Below are 25,547 nucleotides of genomic sequence, written 5' to 3'. Positions count from 1 at the left end.
CGTTGTCTTTCGGCACCCGGACGCCGAAATCCACCTCCCCAGCACGCAGGAAGAGGATCGTCATGCTCAGGAACCGCACGCGCAACACGCTCTCCGCCGCCGGCCCGTACCAGGGACTGACCGGCGCCTACACCATCGACCCGGTGCACAGCACGGTCGGCTTCTCCGTCCGGCACGCCATGATTTCGAATGTCCGGGGGAAGTTCGACTCGTTCGAAGGGCTCCTCAAACTCGACGGGTCCCGGCCCGACCGGTCCGAGGCCTACGTGAGTGTCCAGACGCAGAGCCTGGACACGGGCATCCGTGACCGGGACGCCCATCTCACGGGCCCCGAGTTCTTCGACTCCGCGACCTTTCCGCTGATGACCTTCCGCTCCACGGGAGTCGTTCCCGTCGGGGAGGACGTCTTCCGCCTGGTCGGCGGCCTCAAGATCAAGGACATCGAGCTGCCCGTCGACATCGAGGTCACGTTCGGGGGTTCGGGACAGGACTCCTACGGCCAGCACCGGGTCGGTTTCGAGGGCAGGGCCACCCTGCAGCGGTCCGACTGGGGGCTCACCTGGAACGCCGCTCTGGAAACCGGAGGCGTTCTCATCGGCGACAAGGTGACGCTGATACTCGACGTCTCCGCGGTGCGGCAGGAGCCGGCGGAGGCCGCCGCCTGACACGGCTTCCGCCCCACCGCGAGACCCGGCGCGGGGCACGACAGAAGGGCGGGGTGGCGTCGAATCGCCACCCCGCCCTTGTCGCGCTCGGCCGGTCAGCGGACCGTTCGCGCGGCGTCCTCGATGATCCGGGAGACGTCGCCCGGCCGGGAGACGCTCACCGCGTGCGAGGCACGGATCTCCTTGGTGTGGGCCTCGGCCCGCTCGGCCATGAAGGTCTGGACCCTCGGGGGGATGTTGAGGTCCTGCTCGGTCACCAGGACCCAGGACGGGATGGTCTTCCAGGCCGGCTCGCCGGACCCTTCCTCCAGCGCCGCGCTGGTCACGGGGCGCTGGGTGACCGCCATGAGGTCGGCGGTGCCCTTCGGGACGTCCGCGGCGAACTGGTGGTGGAACTTGTCCTGTTCGATGTAGAGGTCGGTGCCCTGGGAGCCGTCGGGCTGGGTGATCGGCACCGGGTGGAGGGCCTCGCCGAGGGTGCTCCCCGGGAACTTGCCGGACAGCTCGAGCGCGCTCTCGCCCTTGTCGGGGAGGAACGCCGCGATGTAGACCAGCGCCTTCACGTTGTCGGCGCCGCGGGCCGCGTTGCTGATAACCGATCCGCCGTAGGAGTGTCCGGCGAGCACGACGGGCCCGTCGATCCCGGCCAGGAGTTCCTTGACGTAGGCGGCGTCGCTGCTCAGCCCGCGCAGCGGGTTGGCCGCGGCCACGACCGGGTAGCCGTCGCGCTGCAGCTTCTTGATGACGCCGTTCCAACTGGTCGAATCGGCGAACGCGCCGTGGACGAGCACCACCGTCGGCTTGGGGTCGTGCGAGGGCGATCCCTTGCCGGCGCTGGCCGGGGCGACCGAGGTGGCGAGGAGAGCGGCGGCGGCGGTCGCCGTGGCCGTCAGGGTGAGCGGTGTGCGGACACGGCGGTAAACGGTACGAGCATTCATCGAGTGGTCCTCTCAGGGATGAATTGGTGTGGCACTTTCACTCTTAGGACAGGGCACCCGTTCACGGCGTGACATTTACGAACGGGTAATTTCCTTGTATTCCTCTTCGGTTGGCTTCCGAATCTGCGAATTCTCCCCGTAGAAACCCCGGCTGAGTCTGACCCGAAGCCGCTGCGCGCGCGTGGGCCTGCCGTCGGGGTGGTCGTCGCCGGCCGGCGGGGCGAGGGGCGTGTACTGCTCGTGCGCGGTGAGCGCGTACAGCTTCTCCCGGCCCAGGGGTTCGTGCACCTCGACGTACTCTCCGTGGGGCAGGCGTTTGACGACGCCCGTCTCGCGGCCGTGGAGCGCCTTGTCGCGGTCGCGCCGCTGCAGGCCGAGGGCCCAGCGTTTCGCGACGCGGTAGACGACGAGTGGGACGACGAACAGGCCGATGCGGACGGCCCATGTCACGGCGTTCACGGAGACATGGAGCCGGATGGCGATCACGTCGTTCGCGGCTCCGGTCAACGCCACGAGGTACACACTCAGCCAAGCTGCGCCCAGTGCGGTGCGTACGGGCCGGTTGCGCGGCCGGTCGAGCAGGTGCTGCTCCCGGTCGTCGCCGGTGACCCATGCCTCGATGAACGGGTACGCGCCCATCACGAGGAACAGGCCGACGCCCGCCAGCAGCGGAACGAGGTTGTCGAGGGCGAGCGTATGACCCCAGGCACTGACCTCCCAGCCGGGCATGACGCGCAGGAGACCGTCGGCCACGCCCATGTACCAGTCGGGCTGCGAACCGGCCGAGACCTGGTCGGGCCGGTAGGGGCCGTACTCCCAGACGGGATTGATCTGCGCGACGGCCGCGACGAAGAAGATCACGCCGCAGACCAGGAAGAAGAAGCCCGCCGACTTCACGAGATACACCTGGGCGGGTATCCCGACGACGTTCTTGTTCGTGCGTCCCGGCCCGGGGTACTGGGCGGGCCGGTGACGCAGGGACAGGACCACGAGAGCGATGATCAGCGCCGCCATGAGGGCGGGGATCACCAGCGTGTGGATGGCGTTGAAGCGGGCCACCAGATCGTCCCCCGGGAACTGCCCGCCGAAGAGGAACATCGACAGGTAGGTGCCGACGATCGGCACGGACAGAATCGTTCCGTTCACGACGGCGAGCCCGGTTCCGGACAGCAGGTCGCCCGGCAGGTCGTAGCCGGTGAGTCCACCGAACATGGCCAGGACCAGCAGGGAGAACCCGAGGACCCAGTTCAGCTCGCGCGGCTTGCGGAACGCACCGGTGAAGAAGATCCGCATCATGTGCACGAAGAGGGCGGCGACGAAGATCAGCGCCGCCCAGTGGTGGGCCTGCCGGATGAGGAGGCCGCCTCGGACGTCGAAGGAGAGGTGCATGGTCGAGTCGAACGCCTCCGACACCAACTGACCCCGCAGCGGAGCGTAGCTCCCCCGGTACGTCACCAACTCCGACGACGGGTGGAAGTAGAAGGTCAGGTACACGCCCGTGAGGACGAGGACGACGAAGCTGTAGAGGCAGATCTCCCCCAGCAGGAACGACCAGTGATCCGGGAAGGCCTTCCGCAGTGCTTCCCGCGCCCGGCCGCGGTAGCCCAGTCGCGCGCCCGCCCATGCGGCGACCCTTTCACCCGACTCATTCACGGTGGTACTCCTGAAGCAGGGTTTGTGAAGTTCCGTCTCCCATAAGACCGAACACCGTGTGAAGATGTGACATAACGCTGTCGTGGTGGCGTCCCGACCGCTCCGGGAGCCGTCACGCGCCGGCTCCCACGGTGGTCCGGGCCCGGCGGGCCGACCGGCGCCTGATGGCGCGGCGCTCGCTCTCCGTGGTGCCGCCCCAGATGCCCTCGACGGGTTCGGCCCCGATCGCCCAGTTCAGGCACTTGTCCATGACGGGGCATCGTTGGCACACGGCCTTCGCCTCGTCGATCTGTATCAGTGACGGACCGCTGCTGCCGCTTCCGATGGGGAAGAAGAGGTCGGGATCTCCCTCTCGGCAACTCGCCAGTTCACGCCAGTCCACGGCTGAACCTCCTCGGTGACGAAGTGTCTGGCCTCTCAGACCGAGCGCTGTCCGTATGTGTGACACCGGCTTCGGCGGTCGAGTCGCCCTCCTCGCCCGAGCCCGGACGAACCCGCGTCGGACAACCCGTTGCACTCTCTGTGGGACAGTGGCAACAATTGGTTCATCTTTGTGCGGAGTGCGCTCCCGCTTATGATGTCCACAACGGCTGAGGATGAGAGGAACACATGGTCTCGGGAACTCGTGCGGCGCACAATGTTGAGATCACCGCAGAGAGCCTTCAGGAGGACCTGGCCCGCCTTGAGGTCCAGAAGCAGGCCCTGGAGCGGGAACTGGCGGCGGTCGTGGCCCACCTCGGCTCCGTCCAGCGGGCCCTCAGTGCCCTCGAAGTCCTGATGCTCGCCCCCACTGCCACCAAGGCCCCGGCAGCGGCTGCCGCCGCCCCCGCGGGCTCCGCGCCCCGGTCCCCGGAGCCCTCGAAGGCGCAGGTCGACGCCTCCGCCGAACCCGCCGGTGCCCGCCCGCGGGCGGAGTTGCGCGCGGAGCAGCCCAAGCGCCGGCAGGCGGCGAAGCGGACCTCGCGCGCACCTCGTGCGGAGGAGGAGCAGCGGAACTACGGCAGGCTCACCGAGCAGATCCTGGAGTACTTCGCCGGTGTCGGCGACGCGGACGTGCGCGCCCGCGATGTCGCGGCGGCACTGGGCCGCGACAGCGACAGCGGAAGCATCAACGCGGTGCGCAGCACACTCGACCGGCTCGTCGGCAGCTCCCGCATCCGCCGGGCGGGCCGGGGACTCTACCGCGCCCAGCAGCCCTGACGACAAGCTCCGGACGCCCACTCGCGGGGGATCGAGTGGCGTCCGGAGCGACGCACCTGCCCGGCTCTGACGGCAGGTGCTCAAACATGTTCCGGACTGCTGCCACGGGGATCGTGTCTCACAGTGTCGGGAACACTGTGCACACTATATCGCACTGTCGTGTGCCCTCCGGACTCGGTCAGCGTGCCGCGCCGGTGCGACCGCCGTCGACGAAGGCGTCCCGCGGGTGCTGCACGGACGCGAGCGAGACGAGGTCCCGGCCGAAGAGCGCGGCGGTGAGCCAGACGGTGAGGACGCGCACCTTGCGCTCCCAGGTGGGCACGGCCAGTACGTGGTAGCCCCGGTGCATCAGCCATGCGGGGAAGCCCTTGACGACGATGCCCTTGTACTGGAAGATCCCCCGCCCCAGTCCCAGTGTGGCCACGACTCCGAGGCTGCTGTGGCGGTAGTCGCGGACCTTGCCTCCGCGCAGGTCGGCCACGATGTTCTTCGCCAGGTGCCTGCCCTGTCGTACGGCGTGCTGGGCGTTCGGCACCGTGTGTGCCCCCGCCACGGGCGAGGCCAGATCGGGGACCGCCGCGTCGTCGCCGGCCGCCCACACGTGTGGTAGCGGCTCGTCGGCCGTGCCCGCGCGCAGGTCGGCCCGGACCCGCAGCAGACCGCGGTCGTCGATCGGCAGGTCCGTGTGCCGGTGCACGACCGGGTTCGAGGCGTTGCCCGCGGTCCAGACGATCAGGGCCGAGTCGAACTCCGCACCGCTGGAGAGCACGACGTGCCCGTCCTCGACGGAGACCAGCTGGGTGTTCAGGTGGACGTGCGCCCGGCGGCGTTCCAGGGAACGCACCACCCAGGCCCCCGGCTTGTCGCTCACCTCGGGCAGAATCCGGTCGCGGGCCTCCACGAGGTGGAAGGACAACTCGTCCGGGCTCAGTTCCGGGTAGGCCTTGAGTATCGCGGTGGCCAGCGACAGCAACTCGCCGAAGCCCTCGACCCCGGAGAAGCCGCCGCCCACGAAGGTGACCGTGAGCAGCTTTCGCCGCTCGGCACCGGGCGGCATCGAGGCCGCCTGGTCGAACGCCGTCAGCAGGCGGTCACGGATGGCCACCGCCTCCTCCACGTGCTTCAGACCGATGGCCTGCTGCGCAAGTCCGGGTATGGGAAAGGTACGGGTCACGGCGCCTGCCGTGACCACGAGGGTGTCGTAGGGGAGTTCGTACTCCGGCCCGTGCACCGGACGTACGGTGACGCTCCGGTCCGCGTGCCGGATCTCGGTGACGCTTCCCGCGATCAGCCGGGTGGTCCGCAGGTGCCGTCGCAGCGACACGGCGGCATGGCGTGCCTCGACCGAACCGGCTGTCACCTCGGGCAGAAAGGGCTGGTAGGTCATGTACGGACGCGGGTCGACGACGGTGACCCTCGCCTCGTCCCGCCGCAACGTCTTCTCGAGGCCCCACGCAGTGTAGAAGCCCGCGTAGCCGCCACCAACGATCAGGATCTCACGCATGGTTCCCTCTGTTCTCGTCTTCGTCAGCAGGTAGACAAGACAGAGCCCGCCCATGTGACAGGTAATGTGCCCGCATGGCCCCTGAAGCTGCTCATCCCTTCGCCCTCGGCCTGTTGCTGCGCCGGGCGCACTGGCGCGCGGCCACCGCGATGACGGAGGCGCTGCGACCGCTCGGCGTCGAGCTTCGGCATCTGGCCGTACTGATCGTGCTGGTCGATCGCGGACCCACGGTGCAGCGGGACCTGGCGACGGAGACGGGGGTGGACAAGGCCTCAATCATGCGGGTCGTGGACGACCTGGAGGGCCGTGGGCTGGCCGTGCGCAAGCCGGTTCCCGGCGACCGGCGGGTGCGGCAGGTGGAGATCACGCCTGCGGGCGTCGACCTCTTCCACGCCGCCTGTGCGGCGGCGGAACCTCCGGCCGAGGGCCTGGTCGCCGGACTTGCGCCCGGCGAAGCCGACCAGTTCCTCGACCTGCTGACACGGTTCGCGCACTGAGGCCTCCCGTTCCCCGGGATCGTCAGTCCACCGTCACCACGACGGAGTGCCAACCACTCGCACCGTCAGGAACGGTGCGGGTCCGCTTCTCGGTCTGCACCTCGCCCGTCCGGTCGGTCGCCCGCACGGTGAGGGTGTGGCCGCCCTTGGTGGCCCGCCAGGCGTAGGACCACTGGCGCCAGGTGTCGCGCGAGTCCTCGGCCGCCAGTGTGGCCTCCTGCCAGGGACCGTCGTCCACGCGGACCTCGACCTTGTCGATGCCGCGGTGCTGGGCCCAGGCGACACCGGCGATCATCACGTTGCCCGCCGTCGGCCGGGCGAAGGGCTTCGGCGTGTCGATCCGGGACTGGGTCTTGATCGGGGCCTCGCGGGCCCAGTCCCGCTTGACCCAGTAGGAGTCGTAGGCGTCGAACGTGGTCAGCTCGATGTCCTCGATCCACTTGCAGGCGGAGACGTAGCCGTAGAGACCGGGCACGAGCATGCGGACGGGGAAGCCGTGGTCGAACGGCAGGGGGTGGCCGTTCATGCCGACGGCGAGCATCGCGTCACGGCCGTCCATGACGTCCTCGACGGGGCTGCCGATGGTCATGCCGTCCACGGAGCGGGCCACCAGCTGATCCGCCGGGCCGCCCGCCGACGGCGGGCGGACGCCGCACTCCTCGAGCAGGTCGGCCAACCGGACGCCGATCCAGCGGGCGTTGCCGACGTAGGGGCCGCCGACCTCGTTGGACACGCAGGTGAGGGTGATGTCGCGCTCGATCAGCTTCCGCCGCAGCAGGTCGTCGAAGGTCAGGGTCTTCTCCCGGGCGACCCCCTCGCCGTGGAGGCGCAGCCGCCAGGTGGTGGCGTCCACCTTGGGGACGACCAGGGCGGTGTCGACCCGGTAGAAGTCGCTGTTGGGGGTGACGAAGGAGCTGATCCCGTCCACCCGGACCTGTGCGCGCCGGGGCACCGCGGGGGCGCGCGAGGCGGGCGGTGGCAGGGTGACGTTCTTGCGGGAGGCGACCGCTTCCCGGCCGTCCGCACCGTTCAGGGCCCGGCCGAGGACGCCGGCCCCGGCCGAGGCGGCGGCAGCGGCGCCCGCCGCGATCACGAAGCGGCGCCGGTCCCAGCCCTCGCTCGGTGTCGCCGCCGGTGGCAGGTCCCAGCGTGGTGCCGGGAGGAGGCCGACGAGGACGTACAGGAGCACGGCGCCGGCGACCGCCCCGAGGACGGAGGGGAAGGCGTCCGTGACGCCGGTGGAGTCGGGCCTGCCGAGGGCGGCTGCCGCGCCGACGACGCCGAAGACCAGGACGCCCGCGGCGCCGGTGCGCCGGTGGCGGGCGGCGAGCACGCCGAGGGCCAGGGCCAGCAACGCCAGGACGGCGAGGATGCCGAGCTGGAGCACCAGCTTGTCGTTGGTGCCGAAGGAGCGGATCGCCCAGTCCTTCACACCCGTCGGCGTGCGGTCGATGGCGGCCCCGCCGACCGCGACGACCGGTCCGGCCTGCGGACGTACCGCCGCCGCCACCAGCTCCGCGACGGCGAGCGCGGCGCCGCCGGCCAGGAGACCGCTCAGCGCGCCCAGCGCGAGGCGGGTCCATGTCCTGGCCGACGGTTTGCGTGGGGTCTTGTCTGCGTCGCTCACGTCGGTAATCCGGGGCCGGGCGGCGCGCGGATTGGTGACCGGCGCGCCCGGCCGCACGGCGTCACGGCGCCCGGCCCGGGCCGGTGCGGCCGAGCACCGTACGCATGGCGCGGCGCACCGCCTCGCGCGACTCGTCGGTCCGGTCGACCGTCTCGAAGGCGTGGTGGCCGCGCGGCACGTCGATCACCTCCACGTTCGCCCCGCAGTCCTTGGCAGCGGCCAGGAACTCCTCGACGGTGGCGGCGATCTCGGGCATCTCCAGCCCCACCCGGGTGAGTACGACGGGCAGGGCCCCCGCCTGGGCCAGCGCACGCGCCGGGTGGAACCGGGTGCCGGACAGGCCCCAGTTCGGCAGTGGGGCGAGGATCGGGTACGTCGCCGCCAGGCAGCGCAGCCACGCCGGGGGCGTGTCCAGCCAGTCGGCCGCGAGCAGGCCGCCGCCCGAGAAGAACCACAGCGCGATCCGGTCCGCGTCCACCCGGGGGTCGGCCCGGACCAGTTCCACGGCGGCGGCCACGTCGGCGGCGGCGCGCCCGTAGTCGGCCAGGTCGTGCAGGCGGTGGTCGAGGACCACGCCCACCGCCCCGTCCCCGGCCGCGTACCGGGCGTATCCCGTCAGGGTCGGCCAGTCCCGCGGGGTCGGCCGGGCGTCGGCGGGCACCGGGCCGCCGTGCACGAACACGACCGCCGGGCGCGGCTCCTCGGCGTCCGGGAGGTACAGATCGACGTTCCCGTGCCGCTCCCGGGGGACTTCGGGGACGTCCAGCAGGAACGGCCCGAGGTGTGCGGGCGGCGCCTCGGCGTCCACGGGCTCCAGCCGGTGTCCCTCCCCGGCCGCGGCACGCAGCAGCACGTCCGTGAGTTCGGCGGGGCAGGACAGCATCGGCCAGTGTCCGGTGGAGAGTTCGAAGAAGGTCACCCGGGGGTCGGTCAGGGCCCGCAGCGCGGGGTCGCCGAGGCCCACCAGCATCTGGACCAGCTCGATGCTCGAGCCGTTGCCCGTGCACAGCACGCCGGTGGTGGGCACCGGGTCCACGGCGCCGGTCAGCCGCAGCGGCTGGAGCAGGGTGCCCAGCGGCTGCGGGGCGGCGAGGGCGGTGAGCCGGTCAAGGGCCGCGCCCGGAACGCCCGCGATGCTGCCCCAGCGCGGCCACTCGTCGTGGGCCGGGGGAGGCAGCACCCCGTCGGACGCCTCGCCCTTGCCCTCGTCCCCGTCCCCGTCTGCGTCGCCGCCCGTCGCGTCCCATCCGGCGTACTTCTCGCGCAGGGACTGGTCGGGCAGGGCGGCCAGGGCCGGGACGCCGTTCCGCGGCAGGCCGGAATCCAGGTGGACGATCCTTTCGACGCGCCGCGCACGCCGGTCGGCGGCCGCGACCGCCGGGTGGATGCCGTAGTCGTGGCCGACCAGCACGATCTTCTCGTCGGCCGCCGTGTCGAGCGCGTCGATCGCGGCGAGTACGTCCGCGATGTGTGTCTCCAGGTCGATGCCGCCGGTCCCCGTCGCCGCGCGCGGTCCGTCGAGCCCGGTGAGGGCGACGGTGTGCGCCCGCGCACCGGCGGCGGTCAGGCGGGCGGCCGTCTCCTGCCACACGTGTGTGCCGGTGAACATGCCCGACACCAGGATGAACGCGGTCATGGTCTCTCCTCGGTCCGTGGTCCGGCCCGGTCGCCGGCCCGCTCTCGCCGGTACGGTAGAAACTCCCCCTGAGGGAGGTTCAAGTGTTCACGTCGTACGACGGTCTGTGCGGCATCGGGGAACTGGCCGAGCTCGCGGGCGTCACCGTCAAGACCGTGCGCTTCTACTCCGATCGCGGTCTGCTGCCGGAGGTCTCCCGCAGCGCCGGCGGGCACCGCAGGTACGGCCCCGAGGCGCTCGGCCGGCTGCGACTGATCCGCTCCCTGCGCGCTCTCGACCTGTCCGTGCCCGAGGTACGGCGGATTCTCGAGGCCGATGACGAGGCCGATGACGGGAACGGGACCGGCCACGGGGGCGGGGGCGGAGCGAGTGCCGTGCTGGAGTCGGCGGTGGCGGAGCGGCTGCGCGAACTCGGCTCCGAACTGCGGGCGTTGCGCTGGCGGGAGGCCGCCCTGCGGCTGGTGCAGGAGTGTCCGCCCGGGGAACGGGCGGGCCGGCTGCGGCTCATCGGTGCCGTGCCCCTGCCGCCCAGCACGGCCCCACTGGTCCGGTTCTGGCGCGGCTGGCTGCCGGCGCGGATGCCGGCCCGGTCGGCCGGGGCCTTCCTGGACGTGGCGGTTCCGCAGCCGCCCGACGACCCCGCCCCCTCCCAGGTCCTCGCCTTCGCCCGGCTGAACGCCCTGACACTCGCCCCGTGCCGCCCCGGCACGGCTCAGCCCCAGCCGGAGGCGCACCGGGCGGCCGGGGCCCGGGGGGCGGCCGTGCTGTACGCCGGGCTGGCGGAGGCGTACGAGCTGGCCGGCGTACACCTGCGCCGGGACCGGGATCCCCACCCGGGTGAGGCGCTGGACGGTTTCGTGGCCGCGTACACGGGCGCGTACGGGGTCCGGGACACCCCGGACTTCCGCCGCCGGCTGGCCGGGCAGCTCGCCGTCGACCCTCGGCTGGACGGCTACTGGGAGCTGGTGACCGAGGTGATCACCGTGCCCGGCGGGCGGCCGGAGCCGACCCCCGGCTCCGCGCACGACTGGCTGCTCGCGGCGCTGGTCGGGCAGACGGGTGCGACCGGGTGGGATCAGGGCACGTCGCCCCGCCAGTCGTAGCGGCGTGGATCACCCGGCCTCGGACCGTAGGCGGTGCGGCCGCCCGGGCCGTAGCGGCCTATCTCCGTCGCCAGTGACACCCCGCGGACGCGTTCGTGTTCCGTGAGGTCCGTGACGTCCAGGAGCAGGCCGTCCAGGGGGCCGCCCACCAGATGGGCGTAGACGCGTCCGGCGCGCGGTCCGGGATTGTCGTGGTCTGCGCCGTAGACCCTACCCCGCATGAATTCCACCTCATCCATGACTCGAAGCCTCGCATCCGCCACTGACAACGGCCCGTGCGCCGGGGACGGGCCGCCTCTACAGCGGTGGGTCGTCCAGCAGTTCCAGCAGGCAGCGCGCGCCTGCCGCGGCCGTGGCCGCGCCGGCGGTGCCGGTCGCGGTGGGGAAGAGCCTGCCGTAGGCGGCGGCCCGGCTCAGGGCGCTGAGCCGCCAGGCGAGGCGCACCGCGCGCCGCAGTTCCGCCGTCGTCCGGCCGGCGCCCGTCCACGGCTCCAGGTAGGCGTCGCGCAGACGTGGCAGTACGTGGGCTCCGTACCGCTCGACGGCCCGGCGGGCGGGGACCGGCAGGCTGCAGAAGGGGTGGGAGACGACGGCGTCGCCCCAGTCGAAGAAGGTGAACCTGCCGGGCCCGGGGTGGAACAGCTGGCCGTCGTGCAGGTCCGCGTGGTCGAGGGTGTCCGGGACGCCCACGGCCGCGAGTTCGGCGCACCAGTCCACGAGACGGGGGCGGAGTCTTCCGAGTCTCCTTCTTTCCTCCGGCCGCAGCGGGGTGGCGTCGAGCCGGTCGAAGACGTCGGGCAGCGCGGCGGCGGGCACGGCGGGAACGCCCAGCCGTGCGATCTCGGGGGCGCGCGCGGTCAGGGCGTGCTGCATGGCCGCGTACTGGCGCAGGAGCTCTTCCCACACACCGGGTCCGACCGTCTTCCGCGCGAGTACGTCCCGCAGGAGCGGTCCCCCGTCGGGCAGCAGGGACCAGCCCCGGCCGGTGTCCACCGCCAGCGGCTCCAGCACGTGCCGGGGGACCCAGCGGGCCAGCGCCGCGGTCAGCGCGCCCTCGAAGGCACTGGCCGGGGGGTTGGCCTTGAACCAGACCGGGTCGCGGCCCTCGACGCCCAGCCGCAGCAGGACGGACCACGGCCGCAGCCGCACCCGCCACTCCCCCGTCGGCCGCAGGCCCCGTGCGGCCAGCCCGGCCTCGATCCAGCCGAGGGCGGCGGTCCGCCAGGCGGCCTCGTCCCAGGGAGTCACCGTGTCCTGGTGGCGGCCCCGGTCCACGACCGCGGGCACATCGCTGAGCATCACGCCATCCCAGCACCGTGCGCCACGCGTGGCCACCGGATTTCGTCCCTCCGGGCCGGCCGGTGCCGGCCGGCCCGGAGGTCACCGGCTCAGGCCAGGTCGAAGCGGTCCAGGTTCATGACCTTGACCCAGGCGGCGACGAAGTCGTGCACGAACTTCTCCTTCGCGTCGTCGCTCGCGTAGACCTCGGCGAGCGCCCGCAGCTCGGAGTTGGAGCCGAAGACCAGGTCGGCGCGGCTGCCGGCCCACTTGACCTCGCCGGTGGCGGCGTCGCGGCCCTCGAACGTGGTCTGGTCCTCGGACGTCGACTTCCACGTGGTGCCCAGGTCGAGCAGGTTGACGAAGAAGTCGTTGGTCAGCACGCCGGGCGTCCGGGTGAACACGCCGAGCTGGGACTGCTGGTGTCCCGCGCCCAGCACCCGCAGGCCGCCGACCAGGGCGGTCGTCTCGGGTGCGCTCAGGGTGAGCAGGTTCGCCCGGTCGAGCAGCAGGAACTCGGCCGGCAGCCGGTTGCCCTTGCCGTGGTAGTTGCGGAACCCGTCGGCGGTCGGCTCCAGCGCCTCGAACGACTCGGCGTCGGTGTGCTCCTCCGTCGCGTCCACGCGGCCCGCGGCGAACGGGACCTGCACCTGGAAGCTGGCTTCCTTGGCGGCCTTCTCGACGGCGGCCGAGCCGCCGAGGACGATCAGGTCGGCCAGGGAGACCTTCTTGGCGCCGGCGCCGGAGTTGAACTCCTGCTGGACGCCCTCCAGGACCCGCAGGACCTGCGCCAGCTCGTCGGGCTCGTTGACCTCCCAGCCGCGCTGCGGCTGCAGGCGGATACGGGCACCGTTGGCGCCGCCGCGCTTGTCGCTGCCGCGGAAGGTGGACGCCGAGGCCCACGCGGTGGAGACCAGCTGCGAGACGGACAGGCCGGACTCGAGGAGCTTGGTCTTCAGGGTCGCGACGTCCTCGGCGTCGATGCCCTCGCCCTCGGCCTCGGGCAGCGGGTCCTGCCAGATGAGGGTCTCCTCGGGGACCTCCGGGCCGAGGTACAGGGACTTCGGGCCCATGTCACGGTGGGTCAGCTTGTACCAGGCACGGGCGAAGGCGTCGGCGAATTCCTCGGGGTTCTCGTAGAACCGGCGGGAGATCGGCCCGTAGATCGGGTCGAGGCGCAGCGACAGGTCGGTGGTGAGCATCCTCGGGCGGTGCCTCTTCGACGGGTCGTGCGCGTCGGGGATGATCTCCGGGGCGTCCTTGGCCACCCACTGGTTGGCGCCGGCCGGGCTCTGCTCCAGCTCGTACTCGAACTCGAAGAGGTTCTTGAAGAACCCGTTGCCCCACTGCGTCGGCGTGCTGGTCCAGGTGACCTCCAGGCCGGAGGTGATGGCGTCCCCGCCCTTGCCCGTGCCGTGGGTGCTCTTCCAGCCCAGGCCCTGCTGCTCCATGGAGGCGGCCTCGGGGTCGTCGCCGACCGCGTCGGCGGGGCCCGCGCCGTGGGTCTTGCCGAAGGTGTGGCCGCCGGCGATCAGCGCGACGGTCTCCTCGTCGTTCATCGCCATGCGGCGGAACGTCTCCCGGATGTCGCGGGCTGCGGCGATCGGGTCCGGGTTGCCGCCCGGGCCCTCCGGGTTGACGTAGATCAGGCCCATCTGGACGGCGCCGAGCGGGTTCTCCAGCTCGCGGTCGCCGGTGTAGCGCCGGTCGTCGAGCCAGGTGGTCTCGGGGCCCCAGTAGACGTCCTCCTCGGCCTCCCAGACGTCGGCGCGGCCACCGGCGAAGCCGAAGGTCTCGAAGCCCATGGTCTCCAGGGCGACGTTGCCGGTGAGGACCAGCAGGTCGGCCCAGGAGATGTTCTGGCCGTACTTCTTCTTGACCGGCCACAGCAGGCGGCGGGCCTTGTCGAGGTTGCCGTTGTCCGGCCAGCTGTTGAGGGGGGCGAAGCGCTGCTGTCCGGCTCCGGCGCCACCGCGGCCGTCGCTGATGCGGTAGGTGCCGGCGCTGTGCCAGGCCATACGGATCATGAGTGGGCCGTAGTTGCCGAAGTCGGCGGGCCACCAGTCCTGCGAGGTGGTCAGCACCTCGGCGATGTCCTGTTTCACGGCCGCCAGGTCGAGGGCCTCGAAGGCGGCGGCGTAGTCGAACTCCTCACCCAGCGGGTTGGCGACCGCGGGGTTCTTGGCGAGGATCTTCAGGTTGAGCCGCTCCGGCCACCACTGACGGTTTCCGCCGCCCTGCGTGGGGTGCGGGGCGCGTCCGTGGGCGACCGGGCAGCCGCCCGACTCCTCGGTCTTCGCGTCGGTCACGATGGCGTCGTGGTTCTCGGACATGGGAGGGGAATCCTTCCGAACGGGGCGGATCAAGGTGCTGGGGAACTGCCGGGGGTGGAGCAGTCGGGGCACAGGCCCCGGTAGATGACCTCGGCCTCGTCTATCGAGAAGCCGTGGTCGTCGGAGGCGGTCAGGCAGGGCGCCTCGCCGACGGAGCAGTCGACGTCGGCGAGGGCACCGCAGGACCGGCACAGGACGTGGTGGTGGTTGTCCCCCACCCGTCCCTCGAACCTCGCCGGGCTGCCGGGCGGTTCGATCCGTCGCACGAGGTGTGCCGCGGTGAGCGCGTGCAGGGCCTCGTACACGGCCTGGAGGGAGACGTGCCCGACGCGTAGGCGCACCCCGGAGGCGAGGGCGTCCGCGTCGAGGTGGTCGCCCTCCCGGACGGTCTCGAGCAGCGCGACACGGGCTGCCGTCACACGCAGCCCCGCCCGACGCAGCTCCGCGGCGGTGGCCGGGTTCCGGACGTTCCGGGATGCCGTCATGGCGGCGACCTTATTCCCTGTGGCACGAACGACTCAAGGAAACGAACCCTTCCACTCTTGACCGCCGTGCGGAACACGCCCTGTCCGGTGGGGGCGGACGGCCGTGGTAGACAACATGCGTGGCGGGCGCCGGTGCGGGAAGCCGAACCCCGCACGGTGCGACGACAGGAATGAGTGACCGGTGCTACTGAAGACGTTCCGCTGGGCTTTCGCCGTCACCGCCCTCGGCCTCGCCGCGGGCGTGCTGTACGACGGCTGGACCGCCCTCGGCATCGTGGCGATCCTCTCCGTCCTGGAGATCTCCCTGTCCTTCGACAACGCGGTGATCAACGCCGGGATCCTGAAGAAGATGAACGCCTTCTGGCAGCGGATCTTCCTCACCGTCGGCATCGTGATCGCCGTCTTCGGGATGCGACTGGTGTTCCCGGTGGTGATCGTGGCGGTCAGTGCCCGGCTGAGTCCCTGGAGCGCGGTGCACCTCGCCCTCACGGACAAGGACCGCTATCAGGAGCTGGTGACGGACGCTCATCCGTCGATCGCCGCGTTCGGTGGCATGTTCCTGATGATGATCTTCCTCGACTTCGTCTTCCAAGACCGGGAGATCAAGTGGCTGGGGTGGCTGGAGCGCCCGCTGGCCAAGCTCGGCAGCGTCGACATGCTGTCGGTCTGCATCGCCCTGATCGTGCTGCTGGTCTCCGCGATCACCTTCGGCGCCCACGCCCACCAGCACGGCGGCACGCACGCCGACAAGGCGGAAACCGTTCTGCTCGCGGGCATCGCCGGTCTGATCACCTACATGATCGTCGGCGGCCTCTCCGGCTTCTTCGAGCAGCGGCTCGAGAACGAGGAGGAGCGCGAACACGAGGCGGAGCAGGAGGCGGAACGCGCCGGGAGGCCGGGGTCCCCCGTCAAACTGGCGGGCAAGGCCGCGTTCTTCATGTTCCTCTACCTGGAGGTCCTGGACGCGTCCTTCTCCTTCGACGGTGTCATCGGCGCCTTCGCCATCACCAACGACATCGTCCTGATGGCCCTCGGCCTCGGCATCGGCGCCATGTACGTCCGGTCGCTCACGGTCTACCTGGTCCGCCAGGGCACCCTCGACGACTACGTCTACCTGGAACACGGCGCCCACTACGCCATCGGCGCCCTGTCGGTCATCCTGCTGGTCACCATCCAGTACCAGATCAACGAGATCATCACCGGCCTCGTCGGCGTCGTCCTGATCGGTGCCTCCTTCTGGTCCTCCGTGCGCCGCAACCGCGCACTGCGGACCGCCTCTTGAGAGCCCGGCCCGGTGCGCTAGATTTTGCAGCGCCTTGACCACGATCACCCGCGATCCCTCACGCTACGGAGCCGGCAACGCCATGAGCGACATCGTCAACGGACTCGGCCGGGCCGCCGCCTACGGCGGCCTGGGTCTGGTCCTCCTGGTCCTCGGCATCGTCCTCGTGGACCTGCTGACACCCGGAAAGCTCGGCCGGCAGATCTGGGAGCAGCGCAATCGCAACGCCGCCATGGTGCTCAGCTCCGCGCTGCTCGGCATCGGCGGCATCGTCTTCACCTCCATATGGACGACGTACGAGGACTTCGGCAAGGGCCTGGTGTCCACGGCGGTGTTCGGGCTGCTCGGGCTCGTGATGATGGCTCTGGCCTTCCTGGTGGTCGACCTGATCACCCCGGGGCGGCTGGGCGCGACGCTGGTGGAGCAGGAGCCGCACCCGGCCGTGTGGGTGACGGCGTCCTGCAATCTCGCGGTTTCCGCCGTCATCTCGGCCTCCATCGCCTGACACCGCCGCCGCGTCACCGCAGGCGCCTGATGTCCCCGCGCACCCGGTAGAAGCCGCCCGACGCGGCGTGCAGCGCGTCGACCACGTACCGCGCGCCGGGTTCCCGGATCGCCCTCGGGAACTGGACGTTCCACGAGTGGTCGTACCCTTCCGACACCACGTGGATCCGGGTGCGGCCGTTGTCCTGGACACACTCGACGACGACGGAGCCCGCGGGCGCCGCGGTCACGGTCGTCACGGCGGCGACCGCGGTGGCCGGCGCGTACGTCGGCAGGGTGGCCGCGAGCTTGACGTCACGGGCGACGGGCACCGAGCCCTGCTGCGCGGCGGTGACCGCCATGTCGCTCGCGTCCACGCACACCAGGGAGCCGTCGGTGGTGACCAGGAAGAGCCGCTCGTCGCGGTACTGCATGGACAGCGCGGAGCCGCCACCCGTGCCCAGCTTCCACAGCCTGGTGCCGTCCCGGTCGAAGCAGTACACCGAGGAGGCGGAGTCCCCGGCGAAGACGAACCGGCCGCCGGGCGAGGTGGCGCACGAGTACACCGGGCTGTCGCACCGGTACGTCGCCTCGACGGCGCCGGTCGCCTTGGACAGCCGCTGGACGGTGTGACGCGCGGTCCCCGCGTACACCGCGTCGTCCTCCTGCCAGCCGAAGAGCACGGCACCCTGGGTGGGCGTGTGCCACAACTCGGTGCCGCCGTCCGGGGAGTGGGCCGTCACGCCGCGCGTGTGCCCGTGGTAGACGGCCCGGTCGTCGGCGCGCACCATCCAGGCGTGCTCACCGCGCCCGCCGCGCGCCCACTGGTGCTCGTCCTCGTGGTCGATGACGGTGAGCCGCCCGGCGCGGTCCGCGACGTTGAGCACGCCCTCGTGGATGTCGAGCCAGAAGATGTCGACGTCGGCCGCGATGTCGTAGGCGGCGAAGGGCAGTTTGGACGACAGGTCGTACACACGGCCGTCGTCGCAGCCGGCGTAGATCCAGAAGTCGTCGGCGACCAGGCACTTGACGCCGTCCGGCAGCTGATAGCGGGCGAGGACCTCGCCGCCGTGCGCGAGGGTGTAGACGTCGCCCGCCTGGTTCCCCACCCAGCAGCGGTCCTCGTCGATGTGGATGCCGAACGCCGCGGAGCCGGTGCGAAAGCGCCACAGGACCGGTGCGACGGCGCGTGCCGTGGACGGCGCGGAGGCCACCTGCCGGCGGGTGACCGCGCGGGGCGCGCGCTGCCCCTGCACGGCGGGCTCGTAGCCCTTGCGCACCTTCTCGCCTATCTTCTTGGCGGCCGCGGCCTCGGCCTTCTGGACGGTCGGGAAGGTCGAGGTCTGGGTCTGTCCGGCGGCGCCGATCCTGCCGTAGCGCACCGACACGACCTGTCCCTGGACGGTGACTTCGTAGAACTTGTGCGCACTCCCGTCGTCCTGCGACAGCTCCAGGTACGTCCTCGACATGGCAGACCTCTCCCCGGTCGGTACCCGCGGCGTTTCCGCGGCTCCCACTGTCTGAACAGTAGAGGGGGCCACTGACAACGGCCCCGGGCCCACCATCGCCCCCTCATTGCGCGTACATGTCATGTTTGTTGACAGCCCGTCAACTCGCTTGTCCGGTACCGACGGACGACCGAGGCTGATCAACGACCGGGAGCGGAACGCGACGCTCCCGGCCGGGTGCGCGATCCCGCGCACGCCCCCACAGTCGCGCGCCCCCACCCGGGCGCGCGCCGCCTGGAGGAGGACTTGCTCGTCATGGCACGACTGCGTAGCACAAGACTCCGGTTCGCCGCTCTGACCGGTGCGGCCGCCCTCGCCCTCACCGGCACGCTCACCGCCCTGCCCGCCCAGGCCGCCGAGGCCGCCCAGGCCGCCCAGGCCGAGGGCACCGTCCTGGCCGCCGGTTCACCCATGGCCGTCAAGGACAGCTACATCGTCACCCTCAGGAAGGATGCCGGGCTCAAGGCGTCCTCGATCGCCGGAAGGGACCTCGTCGAGGAGTACGGCGGCACGGTGCGCAGGACGTTCGGCAGCGCGCTGAACGGCTACACCGCCACACTCTCCGCCACCGAGGCCGGGCGGCTGGCCGCCGACCCCGCCGTGGCCTCCGTCGAGCAGGACCAGCGCGTCCGCCTCGCCGACACCACCCAGTCCAACGCCCCCTGGGGCCTGGACCGCATCGACCAGACCTCCCTCCCGCTGTCCGGCACCTACACCTACCCGGACAGCGCGGGCGGCGGCGTCACGGCCTACGTCGTCGACACCGGCGTCCGCATCACCCACCAGCAGATCAGCGGCCGCGCCTCCTACGGCTACGACGCCGTCGACGGCGACACCACCGCCTCCGACGGCAACGGCCACGGCACCCATGTGGCCACCACGATCGCGGGCACCACCTACGGCGTCGCGAAGAAGGCGAAGGTCGTGGCCGTGCGGGTGCTGGACGACAACGGGTCCGGCACCACGGCCGGGGTGATCGCCGGCATCGACTGGGTGACCGCCCACCACTCGGGTCCCTCGGTCGCCAACCTGTCGCTCGGCGGCGGCGCCTCCACCACCCTGGACAACGCCGTGCGCACCTCGATAGCCAGCGGTGTGACCTATGCCGTGGCGGCGGGCAACAGCGGCGCCAACGCCTCCTCCTACTCCCCCGCCCGGGTCACCGAGGCCCTCACCGTCGGCGCCACCACCAGCACCGACGCCAGGGCGAGCTACTCCAACTACGGTTCGGTGGTCGACCTCTTCGCGCCCGGCTCCTCCATCACGGCGGGCTGGAACACCAGCGACACGGCGACCAACACCATCTCCGGCACGTCGATGGCGACCCCGCACGTGGCCGGGGCGGCGGCGGTCTACCTGGCCGGCCACTCCTCGGCCACTCCCGCCCAGGTGGCCACCGCCCTGGTGAACGGCGCGACCACCGGCAAGGTGACCAGCCCCGGCACGGGCTCGGCCAACCGCCTTCTGAGGCTCGTACCCTGACCCCGTACGGACGCCGTGACAGATGTGACACGGTGACAGCCTGACAGTGTGACGCCGCGCCCCGGGCCACGAACCTCCCCGGGGCACGGCCGCGCGTACGGTCCGCCCGGTGTGCCCCGTCCGCCGGCGCGGCCCCGTTCAGCCGGCCCGCCGCACGCTCCACGACGGCACCGCCGCGAAGAAGTCGACCGCCTCCGCACGCCAGCGCCCGTGCCAGCCCTCCGCCACGAGGCGGGCCTGCTCCGCGTACCGCCGCATGTCCGCCTCCATCAGGGTGGCCACACCGTGGCGTTCGCCGATGCCGCGGATCGCGGCGATCGTGTCCGGGGTGCAGGAGCGGTCCCCGAGTGCTCGCTCGACCGTCCTGCGCTCCGAGCCGGTCACGGCGGACAGCAGCCCGGCGACGGCGTAACTGCGCCGGCCCTCGCGGATGTCCGCACCCGTCGGCTTGCCCATGGTGGCCGCGTCGCCGAACAGGTCGAGGTAGTCGTCGCGCATCTGCCCGCAGACACCCACCAGTCGCGCGTAGCGACGCAACTCGTTCTCGTGGGCCGCCGGTTGTTCGCCGGCCGCCAGGAGTCCGAGACACATCGGCGCGAGCACCGAGTAGCGGGCCGACTTGTGGTCGGCGACATCGTGCAGGACGTCTACGTCCGGAACCTCGGCGGCGAAATCGCGCTCCAGATCGACGATCTGACCCACGAACGTGTCGGCCGCGGCCCGCGTCTGGACCTCGACCATGGCCTGCCGCACCTCAACGGGCAGCGCGGCGTCCAGGAGCACGCGCAGCGAGAGGGCCAGCGCGAGGTCGCCCGCGAGTACGGTCAGGCCGAGTGCCGCCCGAGGGTGCCCGGGAAACCTCTCCCGGTAGGCGTAGTAGGTGGTGGGGCCGCCGCGGCGGGTGGCGCTGTCGTCGATGAGGTCGTCGTGCACCAGGCCGTGGGTCTGCAGGAGTTCGACGCTCAGGGCGGCGGCGTCCAGCCCTTCGACGGGCTCGGGGGTCACCAGCCGCGCGGCCTCGTGCAGCAGCACGACCCTCATCCGCTTGCCGCCGCGCAGCGACAGGTCGCGCAGCAGCTCGATGCAGTCCGGGGTGAAGCGGCTGAAGGACGGGGCGTCCAGCGTCGTACCCAGCGTGTCGAAGTACTCCGCGAAGAGGGTGTTGAACCGGTGCTCGTAGCCGGCGACGCGGTTCAGCGGCTGCTCGGTCATGGCGAAGTCCTCCTGAGGGCGGGGCGGGTGGCGCGCTCAGCAGTGTGTCAGGAGGATTCGGCGTGAAGTTCCGACGTCGCACGGCGCGGGTCGAGACGACAACAAAACGGGATCAATGGGCATTCGAGTTGAAGGAGTCGTGGATATACCTCCATTATTTCTCCATGTCTCTCGCGTCCACCGCCTCCGATCTGTCCGACCTGCGCGACTACGCCTTCGAATGGGCGTTGGTCGACGTGGAGACCTCCGGGCTCGTACCGCGCCGCGACCGGGTGCTGTCCGTGGCCGTGGTGACACTGGGCCCGGACGGCGGACAGACCGGGGAGTTCTCGACCCTGCTGAACCCGGGCTGCGATCCCGGGCCGGTGCATGTGCACGGCCTGACGGCCGAGCGGCTGCGCGGGGCGCCGGACTTCGGGCAGGTGGCCGAGCGGATCGGCGCCCTGCTGGAGGGCCGGGTGCTGGTCGCCCACAACGCCCAGTTCGACTACGACTTCCTCGCCCACGAGTTCGCGCGGGCGCGGCTCCGACTGCCCGTCGCCAGGCGGCTGTGCACCCTGGCGCTGAACCGCCGCGTCGACCCGCCCACCGACGACCTGAGGCTCGGCACCCTCGCCGCTCACTACGGCGTGCCGCAGGTGCAGGCGCACGACGCGCTGGACGACACGCGGGTACTGGCGGGGGTGCTGCGGGCCTCGCTGCGGGAGGCCGCCCAACTCGACCTGCCGCTGCCCCTGGTGGCGTGCCCGCCCCGGCAGGACCCCCGGTTCGCGCCGAAGCCGCCGAAGACGCCGTGCGCCTTCCGAAACCCGGGACGGCTCACCGCAGGCGGGCCCCTGGTGCAGGGCATGAAGATCGCCGTCACCGGGGAGACCCGTACCGCCCGGGCGGACCTGGTGCTGCGGGGCGTGGCGGCGGGGCTCAACATGGTGGGCTCGGTCAGCGGGCACACCAGTGCCCTGGTCACCAACGACCCCTCCGGGGACTCGGCCAAGGCGCGCCGGGCCCGCGCCGAAGGCGTCGCGGTGATCGACGAATCGGCCTTCCTGCGGCTGCTCGGCGACGTGCGCCCCGGCACCTCGCACGAGGGCACGGCCCCGGCACCCGCGACCGCGACCACACCCTCCCCGTCCTCCCCCGCCCCCTCGCTGCCGGCCGTGCCGACGCCGCGCGGACCCGGGGCGTCCGAGGCCGCCGTCCCTGACGTACGGGCGGAACCGGCCCCGGCGGCACCGGGCCCGAAGCCGGGCAAACGCCCCGCGAAGCCGCGTGGGCCGCTCTCCGGACGGCGGGTCCTCGTGCTGGGCGGCACCCACCCCGACGCGGTGGCGGCCCGTACCCGCGTCGTCGAGCTGGGCGGGGCCGCGGCCATCAACCTGTCCGCCGGCGTCACCGACGTGGTCGTCCTCGACGGCGGCCACGCCGACCGCAGGCTGCCCAGGATCACCGCGCTGCTCCTGCCGACGTACGACGCCGCATGGCTGGTCGCCCCGGTGGTCACGGAGGCACCCGGGACGGGCCACCGGCGCGCGGCCGCGCATGTGCTGCCGCGCGGTGGCGTCGTCGACCTGCCCCTGCGCGACGGACGGGAACCGGCGCACCGCTGGACGGTGACCGCGTCGTGGGCGCAGCAGACGGCGTGCGAGATCGACGTGGTGGCGTTCGTGCTGGACGAGGACGGCCAGGTCTCCTTCGACGAGGACTTCGTCTTCTACGGCGCCCCGGAGAACCCGGGTGGGACGGTGCGGCTGCTGAGCGACGGCCCGACCGAGCAGACCGTCGGCGTGGATCTCGCCGGGCTGCCGCCCGCGGCCCGCAAGGTCGTCGTCGCCGCCGCGATCGACGGCTCCCCCACGTTCGGCGACGTCGGCGCCCTGCACATCGTCTCCGGCCCCGGCAGCAGCGCGGCGGCGCTCGCCCAGGCCACGCTCGACGCCGCCACCACCGAGCGCACGATGCTCCTGGCGGAGATCTACCGGCGCGGACAGAGCTGGCGGCTGCGGGCCGTCGGCCAGGGCTACGACCACGGCCTCGGCGCTCTCGCCCGGGGCTACGGTGTCGACGTCGCCGACTGACCGCCGCCCCGCGCACGCGGCACGGCCCGGCCCCGCCGATCGCGGGGCCGGGCCGTGCGGGGGACGCGCGCCGCTCAGCCCTGGCGGGCCTTGAAGCGCGGGTCCTTCTTGTTGATCACGTAGGTCACGCCCCGGCGACGCACCACCTGCGCGCCGGGCCTGGCCTTCAGTGAGCGCAGGGAATTACGCGTCTTCATGGGTCTCTCCTCGCTGCGTGGCGCCGTTCAGCGTTCCTCACGGAACGGCACGTGCTCCCCCGCCACCGGGTCGTACTTGCGCAGGACGAGCCGGTCGGGGTCGTTGAGCCGGTTCTTGCGCGTCACGTAGGTGACGCCGGTCCCGGACGTCGACTTCAGCCTGACGACCGGGCGTGCGGTACTGCGTGCCATGGGTGCTCCTTCCGACCTCCCGCGCGGCACCTGTTCTGACCCGCGCATGTCAGTCATGGGGCTCAACACCGTCCCCCGCCGGCGCATTCCCGCGACGCCCGCCGGACCCGGCCCCGCTCGGCACCCTGCCACGGCCGGGTCCTCATCCGCGGCTGATCCCGAGCCGCATCGCCCCCCGCCGACCCTCCGCACGTGCCGTCCCCTCCAGTCGCCCGCCGCGCACCATGCCGCGTTCAGCTGTCCGTCGTCTCATGGCCACGGCCGCTGACCAGCGTGAGCCGGGCATGGTGGACTTCCCGCTCCTGGAGGGCAGATGAGCACGGCGGAACAGCACGACGGCCCGGGCAGACGCACGCTGCTGAGAGCGGCCGTGGCCGGCGGGGCGGCCACGGCCGCGGTCGGAGCCCCGGTCGGGAACGCGACGGGGGCACCCGCACAGGCCGCCGCGCCGGGCGGCGGGCGCTTCGACACCGACAGCCCGCGTTTCACGCTGGCCGTCCTGCCGGACACCCAGTACCTCTTCGACGCCGACAGCGCCGACCCGGCTCCACTGCGGGAGACCTTCCGTCATCTCGTGGCCGACCGGTCGGCGTCGAACATCGCCTTCATGACCCACCTCGGCGACGTCACCGAACACGGCACCGAGGACGAGATCCGGCGGGCCGCCCAGACCTTCCGCACGCTGCACGGCAAGGTGCCCTACAGCGTGCTGGCCGGCAACCACGACATCGCGTCGTCGACGGACGACCAGCGGGGCGAGACCGCGTACCTGCGGGAGTTCGGACCCCGGCGCTACGCCTCGATGCCGACCTTCGGGGGTGCCTCGCCCGACGGCTACAACAGCTACCACGTCCTGCGGGCCGCCGGCCGCGACTGGCTGGTCCTCGCCCTGGACTGGCGGACCTCCGACAAGGGCCTGAACTGGGCGCAGGGCGTGCTCGACGCCCACCCGACCCTGCCCGCCGTGCTCACCACGCACGACCTGGCCTTCGCCGGCGAGGACGGCTCGGCGCGGCTCTCCGACAACGGGCAGCGCCTGTGGGACGGCCTGATCCGGGCCAACGACCAGATCTTCCTGGCGCTGGGCGGGCACTACTGGCCGCCCGGCCGGACGGTGCTCGCCAACGACGCCGACAACGATGTCCACATCCACATCACCAACTACCAGGACCGCTACTACGGCGGCGCCGGAATGATCCGCACCTACGGTTTCGACACCGTGCGCGGGGTGATCGACGTGGAGACGTTCGCACCGTGGTTCCTGGCCCGCGACCCGGCGCGGCGCACGCCGCTCGAGGCGGAGACCGTCGAGCTGACCGGCCCCGCCGACCGGTTCAGTCTGGGCATCGACTTCGACGAGCGCTTCTCGGGCTTCGCGCCCGTCGTGCCGCCCAGGCCCCGGCCCGCCTCCGCGGTGATGCCGCGCGGCACGGTCGCCTACTGGCGGTTCGACGCCTCCGGCATGACGACCGTCCCGGACGGCGACCCGGTCGCGGACGGCTCCGTCGTGCGCGACCTGTCCGGCCACGGCAACGACCTCACCGTCCGCCGCCTGCACTCCAGCGGTCCGGCGGCGCTCACCTGGTCGGCGGATCACCATCCCGGGCAGCCCGCACACGCCGGCCTGCGCTTCGACGGCGGCAAGGCGCCGGATCGCGGGGCCGTCCTGCGTACCGGGGCGAGGGCGCCGCTGAACAGCGAGAAGTTCCCTCGCGGGTACACCATCGAGACCTTCGTGCGGCTCCCCGAGCCGTTCGAGGGCGATCACAGCTGGATGGGCATCCTCAGCTGGGAGGGGCGCAACGGGGACGCGGGCAAGACCACCGGCTGGTCCCCGCTGGAACCGACGTGCAGCCTCAACCTGTCCCCGGAGCGGTTCCTGCAGTTCGTCGTCTACCCCCACCGCCAGGACGCGGACCCCACCTCGTGGAGCCACGCCGTGCCGGTGGGGCGCTGGATGCACATCGCCGTGGTCAACGACGGCCGCCGCACCGTCATGTACGTGGACGGCTCGAAGATCGCCCGCAATCCGACGGCGCCCTCCACCGGCATCGCCACGCTCGGCAAACCCTTCGTCCTCGGTGGCACCCAGTTCGACGAGGCCTTCGGACAGGGCTTCTACGGCTGGATCGGCGACACCCGCATCGTCGACCGGCCGCTGCGACCCCGGGACTTCCTCACCCCGTTCGACTGAGGC

General features: G+C 71.9%; 23 protein-coding genes. 9 read left to right on the top strand and 14 right to left on the bottom strand.

Annotated elements, in window-relative coordinates; all coding sequences use genetic code 11:
- Window positions 1-62: 62 nt before the first annotated feature.
- On the top strand, window positions 63-665 hold the full coding sequence (locus tag ACGH7X_RS37125; protein ID WP_399894334.1) for a YceI family protein: 603 nt from the start codon (window positions 63-65) through the stop codon (window positions 663-665).
- Between the two features lie 95 nt (window positions 666-760).
- Here ACGH7X_RS37125 and ACGH7X_RS37120 read toward each other — a convergent pair whose 3' ends face one another.
- From ACGH7X_RS37120 to ACGH7X_RS37110, 3 genes are all read right to left on the bottom strand, one after another.
- Window positions 761-1,603: an alpha/beta fold hydrolase gene (locus ACGH7X_RS37120; RefSeq protein ID WP_399894331.1), complete on the bottom strand. Its 843-nt coding sequence runs from the start codon at window positions 1,601-1,603 to the stop codon at window positions 761-763.
- A 75-nt stretch (window positions 1,604-1,678) separates the two neighbouring features.
- On the bottom strand, window positions 1,679-3,256 hold the full coding sequence (locus ACGH7X_RS37115; RefSeq protein WP_399894329.1) for a cytochrome bc complex cytochrome b subunit: 1,578 nt from the start codon (window positions 3,254-3,256) through the stop codon (window positions 1,679-1,681).
- A gap of 112 nt (window positions 3,257-3,368) precedes the next feature.
- Window positions 3,369-3,638 carry a WhiB family transcriptional regulator gene (locus tag ACGH7X_RS37110; RefSeq protein WP_399894327.1) on the bottom strand — a complete coding sequence of 90 codons (270 nt, stop codon included), beginning with the start codon at window positions 3,636-3,638 and terminating at the stop codon, window positions 3,369-3,371.
- Window positions 3,639-3,865: 227 nt separating this feature from the next.
- On the opposite strand from ACGH7X_RS37110, the gene ACGH7X_RS37105 reads away from it, so the two are divergent.
- Entirely contained in the window at window positions 3,866-4,456 is a 591-nt protein-coding gene (locus ACGH7X_RS37105; protein ID WP_399894324.1) for a hypothetical protein, read from the top strand.
- A 178-nt stretch (window positions 4,457-4,634) separates the two neighbouring features.
- Here the strand turns inward: ACGH7X_RS37105 and ACGH7X_RS37100 are convergent, their stop codons facing one another.
- Window positions 4,635-5,960 (bottom strand): NAD(P)/FAD-dependent oxidoreductase, encoded by a 1,326-nt coding sequence (locus tag ACGH7X_RS37100; protein WP_399894321.1) that lies wholly within the window; start codon window positions 5,958-5,960, stop codon window positions 4,635-4,637.
- A 74-nt stretch (window positions 5,961-6,034) separates the two neighbouring features.
- Between ACGH7X_RS37100 and ACGH7X_RS37095 the strand changes: the two genes are divergently transcribed.
- A complete protein-coding gene (locus ACGH7X_RS37095; RefSeq protein ID WP_399894318.1) occupies window positions 6,035-6,457 on the top strand; it encodes a MarR family winged helix-turn-helix transcriptional regulator in 423 nt (140 codons plus the stop codon).
- Window positions 6,458-6,479: 22 nt separating this feature from the next.
- Here the strand turns inward: ACGH7X_RS37095 and ACGH7X_RS37090 are convergent, their stop codons facing one another.
- Both ACGH7X_RS37090 and ACGH7X_RS37085 read right to left on the bottom strand, forming a co-directional pair.
- Window positions 6,480-8,084, bottom strand: a complete 1,605-nt coding sequence (locus ACGH7X_RS37090; RefSeq protein ID WP_399894316.1) for a sulfite oxidase — start codon at window positions 8,082-8,084, stop codon at window positions 6,480-6,482.
- Between the two features lie 61 nt (window positions 8,085-8,145).
- Window positions 8,146-9,720: an alpha/beta hydrolase gene (locus ACGH7X_RS37085; RefSeq protein ID WP_399894314.1), complete on the bottom strand. Its 1,575-nt coding sequence runs from the start codon at window positions 9,718-9,720 to the stop codon at window positions 8,146-8,148.
- An 83-nt stretch (window positions 9,721-9,803) separates the two neighbouring features.
- On the opposite strand from ACGH7X_RS37085, the gene ACGH7X_RS37080 reads away from it, so the two are divergent.
- Window positions 9,804-10,823 carry a MerR family transcriptional regulator gene (locus ACGH7X_RS37080; RefSeq protein WP_399894312.1) on the top strand — a complete coding sequence of 340 codons (1,020 nt, stop codon included), beginning with the start codon at window positions 9,804-9,806 and terminating at the stop codon, window positions 10,821-10,823.
- Here the strand turns inward: ACGH7X_RS37080 and ACGH7X_RS37075 are convergent.
- From ACGH7X_RS37075 to ACGH7X_RS37060, 4 genes are all read right to left on the bottom strand, one after another.
- On the bottom strand, window positions 10,796-11,062 hold the full coding sequence (locus ACGH7X_RS37075) for a hypothetical protein (RefSeq protein WP_399894309.1): 267 nt from the start codon (window positions 11,060-11,062) through the stop codon (window positions 10,796-10,798). The genes ACGH7X_RS37080 and ACGH7X_RS37075 overlap by 28 nt on opposite strands.
- A 58-nt stretch (window positions 11,063-11,120) precedes the next feature.
- Window positions 11,121-12,122 (bottom strand): phosphotransferase, encoded by a 1,002-nt coding sequence (locus ACGH7X_RS37070; protein WP_399894306.1) that lies wholly within the window; start codon window positions 12,120-12,122, stop codon window positions 11,121-11,123.
- 89 nt (window positions 12,123-12,211) lie between these two features.
- Entirely contained in the window at window positions 12,212-14,434 is a 2,223-nt protein-coding gene (gene katG / locus ACGH7X_RS37065) for a catalase/peroxidase HPI (protein WP_399894303.1), read from the bottom strand.
- Between the two features lie 29 nt (window positions 14,435-14,463).
- The gene (locus ACGH7X_RS37060) at window positions 14,464-14,919 is read right to left on the bottom strand and encodes a Fur family transcriptional regulator (RefSeq protein WP_399894300.1); all 456 of its coding nucleotides are present in this window, start codon (window positions 14,917-14,919) and stop codon (window positions 14,464-14,466) included.
- Between the two features lie 181 nt (window positions 14,920-15,100).
- On the opposite strand from ACGH7X_RS37060, the gene ACGH7X_RS37055 reads away from it, so the two are divergent.
- Together ACGH7X_RS37055 and ACGH7X_RS37050 are read left to right on the top strand one after the other, a co-directional pair.
- Window positions 15,101-16,201, top strand: coding sequence for a DUF475 domain-containing protein (locus ACGH7X_RS37055; RefSeq protein WP_399894297.1), 1,101 nt, complete (start codon window positions 15,101-15,103; stop codon window positions 16,199-16,201).
- An 82-nt stretch (window positions 16,202-16,283) separates the two neighbouring features.
- Entirely contained in the window at window positions 16,284-16,706 is a 423-nt protein-coding gene (locus ACGH7X_RS37050; RefSeq protein ID WP_399894294.1) for a DUF350 domain-containing protein, read from the top strand.
- Between the two features lie 13 nt (window positions 16,707-16,719).
- On the opposite strand, the gene ACGH7X_RS37045 is transcribed toward ACGH7X_RS37050, so the two are convergent.
- Complete coding sequence (locus tag ACGH7X_RS37045) at window positions 16,720-18,153, bottom strand: WGR domain-containing protein (RefSeq protein ID WP_399894293.1); 1,434 nt, start codon at window positions 18,151-18,153, stop codon at window positions 16,720-16,722.
- Window positions 18,154-18,447: 294 nt separating this feature from the next.
- On the opposite strand from ACGH7X_RS37045, the gene ACGH7X_RS37040 reads away from it, so the two are divergent.
- Window positions 18,448-19,674 carry a S8 family peptidase gene (locus ACGH7X_RS37040; RefSeq protein ID WP_399894290.1) on the top strand — a complete coding sequence of 409 codons (1,227 nt, stop codon included), beginning with the start codon at window positions 18,448-18,450 and terminating at the stop codon, window positions 19,672-19,674.
- 138 nt (window positions 19,675-19,812) lie between these two features.
- Here the strand turns inward: ACGH7X_RS37040 and ACGH7X_RS37035 are convergent, their stop codons facing one another.
- Window positions 19,813-20,886: a polyprenyl synthetase family protein gene (locus ACGH7X_RS37035; protein WP_399894287.1), complete on the bottom strand. Its 1,074-nt coding sequence runs from the start codon at window positions 20,884-20,886 to the stop codon at window positions 19,813-19,815.
- 164 nt (window positions 20,887-21,050) lie between these two features.
- On the opposite strand from ACGH7X_RS37035, the gene ACGH7X_RS37030 reads away from it, so the two are divergent.
- Complete coding sequence (locus ACGH7X_RS37030) at window positions 21,051-22,961, top strand: TerD family protein (RefSeq protein WP_399894284.1); 1,911 nt, start codon at window positions 21,051-21,053, stop codon at window positions 22,959-22,961.
- A gap of 74 nt (window positions 22,962-23,035) precedes the next feature.
- Here the strand turns inward: ACGH7X_RS37030 and ykgO are convergent, their stop codons facing one another.
- Window positions 23,036-23,158 carry a type B 50S ribosomal protein L36 gene (gene ykgO, locus ACGH7X_RS37025; protein ID WP_399894281.1) on the bottom strand — a complete coding sequence of 41 codons (123 nt, stop codon included), beginning with the start codon at window positions 23,156-23,158 and terminating at the stop codon, window positions 23,036-23,038.
- A gap of 27 nt (window positions 23,159-23,185) precedes the next feature.
- Entirely contained in the window at window positions 23,186-23,350 is a 165-nt protein-coding gene (gene rpmG, locus ACGH7X_RS37020) for a 50S ribosomal protein L33 (protein ID WP_399894278.1), read from the bottom strand.
- Window positions 23,351-23,663: 313 nt separating this feature from the next.
- Here rpmG and ACGH7X_RS37015 point away from each other — a divergent pair, with 313 nt between their 5' ends.
- Entirely contained in the window at window positions 23,664-25,544 is a 1,881-nt protein-coding gene (locus tag ACGH7X_RS37015) for a LamG-like jellyroll fold domain-containing protein (protein WP_399894276.1), read from the top strand.
- The last annotated feature ends 3 nt before the right edge of the window (window positions 25,545-25,547 follow it).

Origin of the sequence: Streptomyces sp. BBFR51, from assembly GCF_044591655.1 — a bacterium.
Lineage (GTDB): Bacteria > Actinomycetota > Actinomycetes > Streptomycetales > Streptomycetaceae > Streptomyces.
The sequence above is the reverse complement of the archived record's forward strand: the minus strand, read 5'-3'. Positions and strand labels throughout refer to the sequence as shown.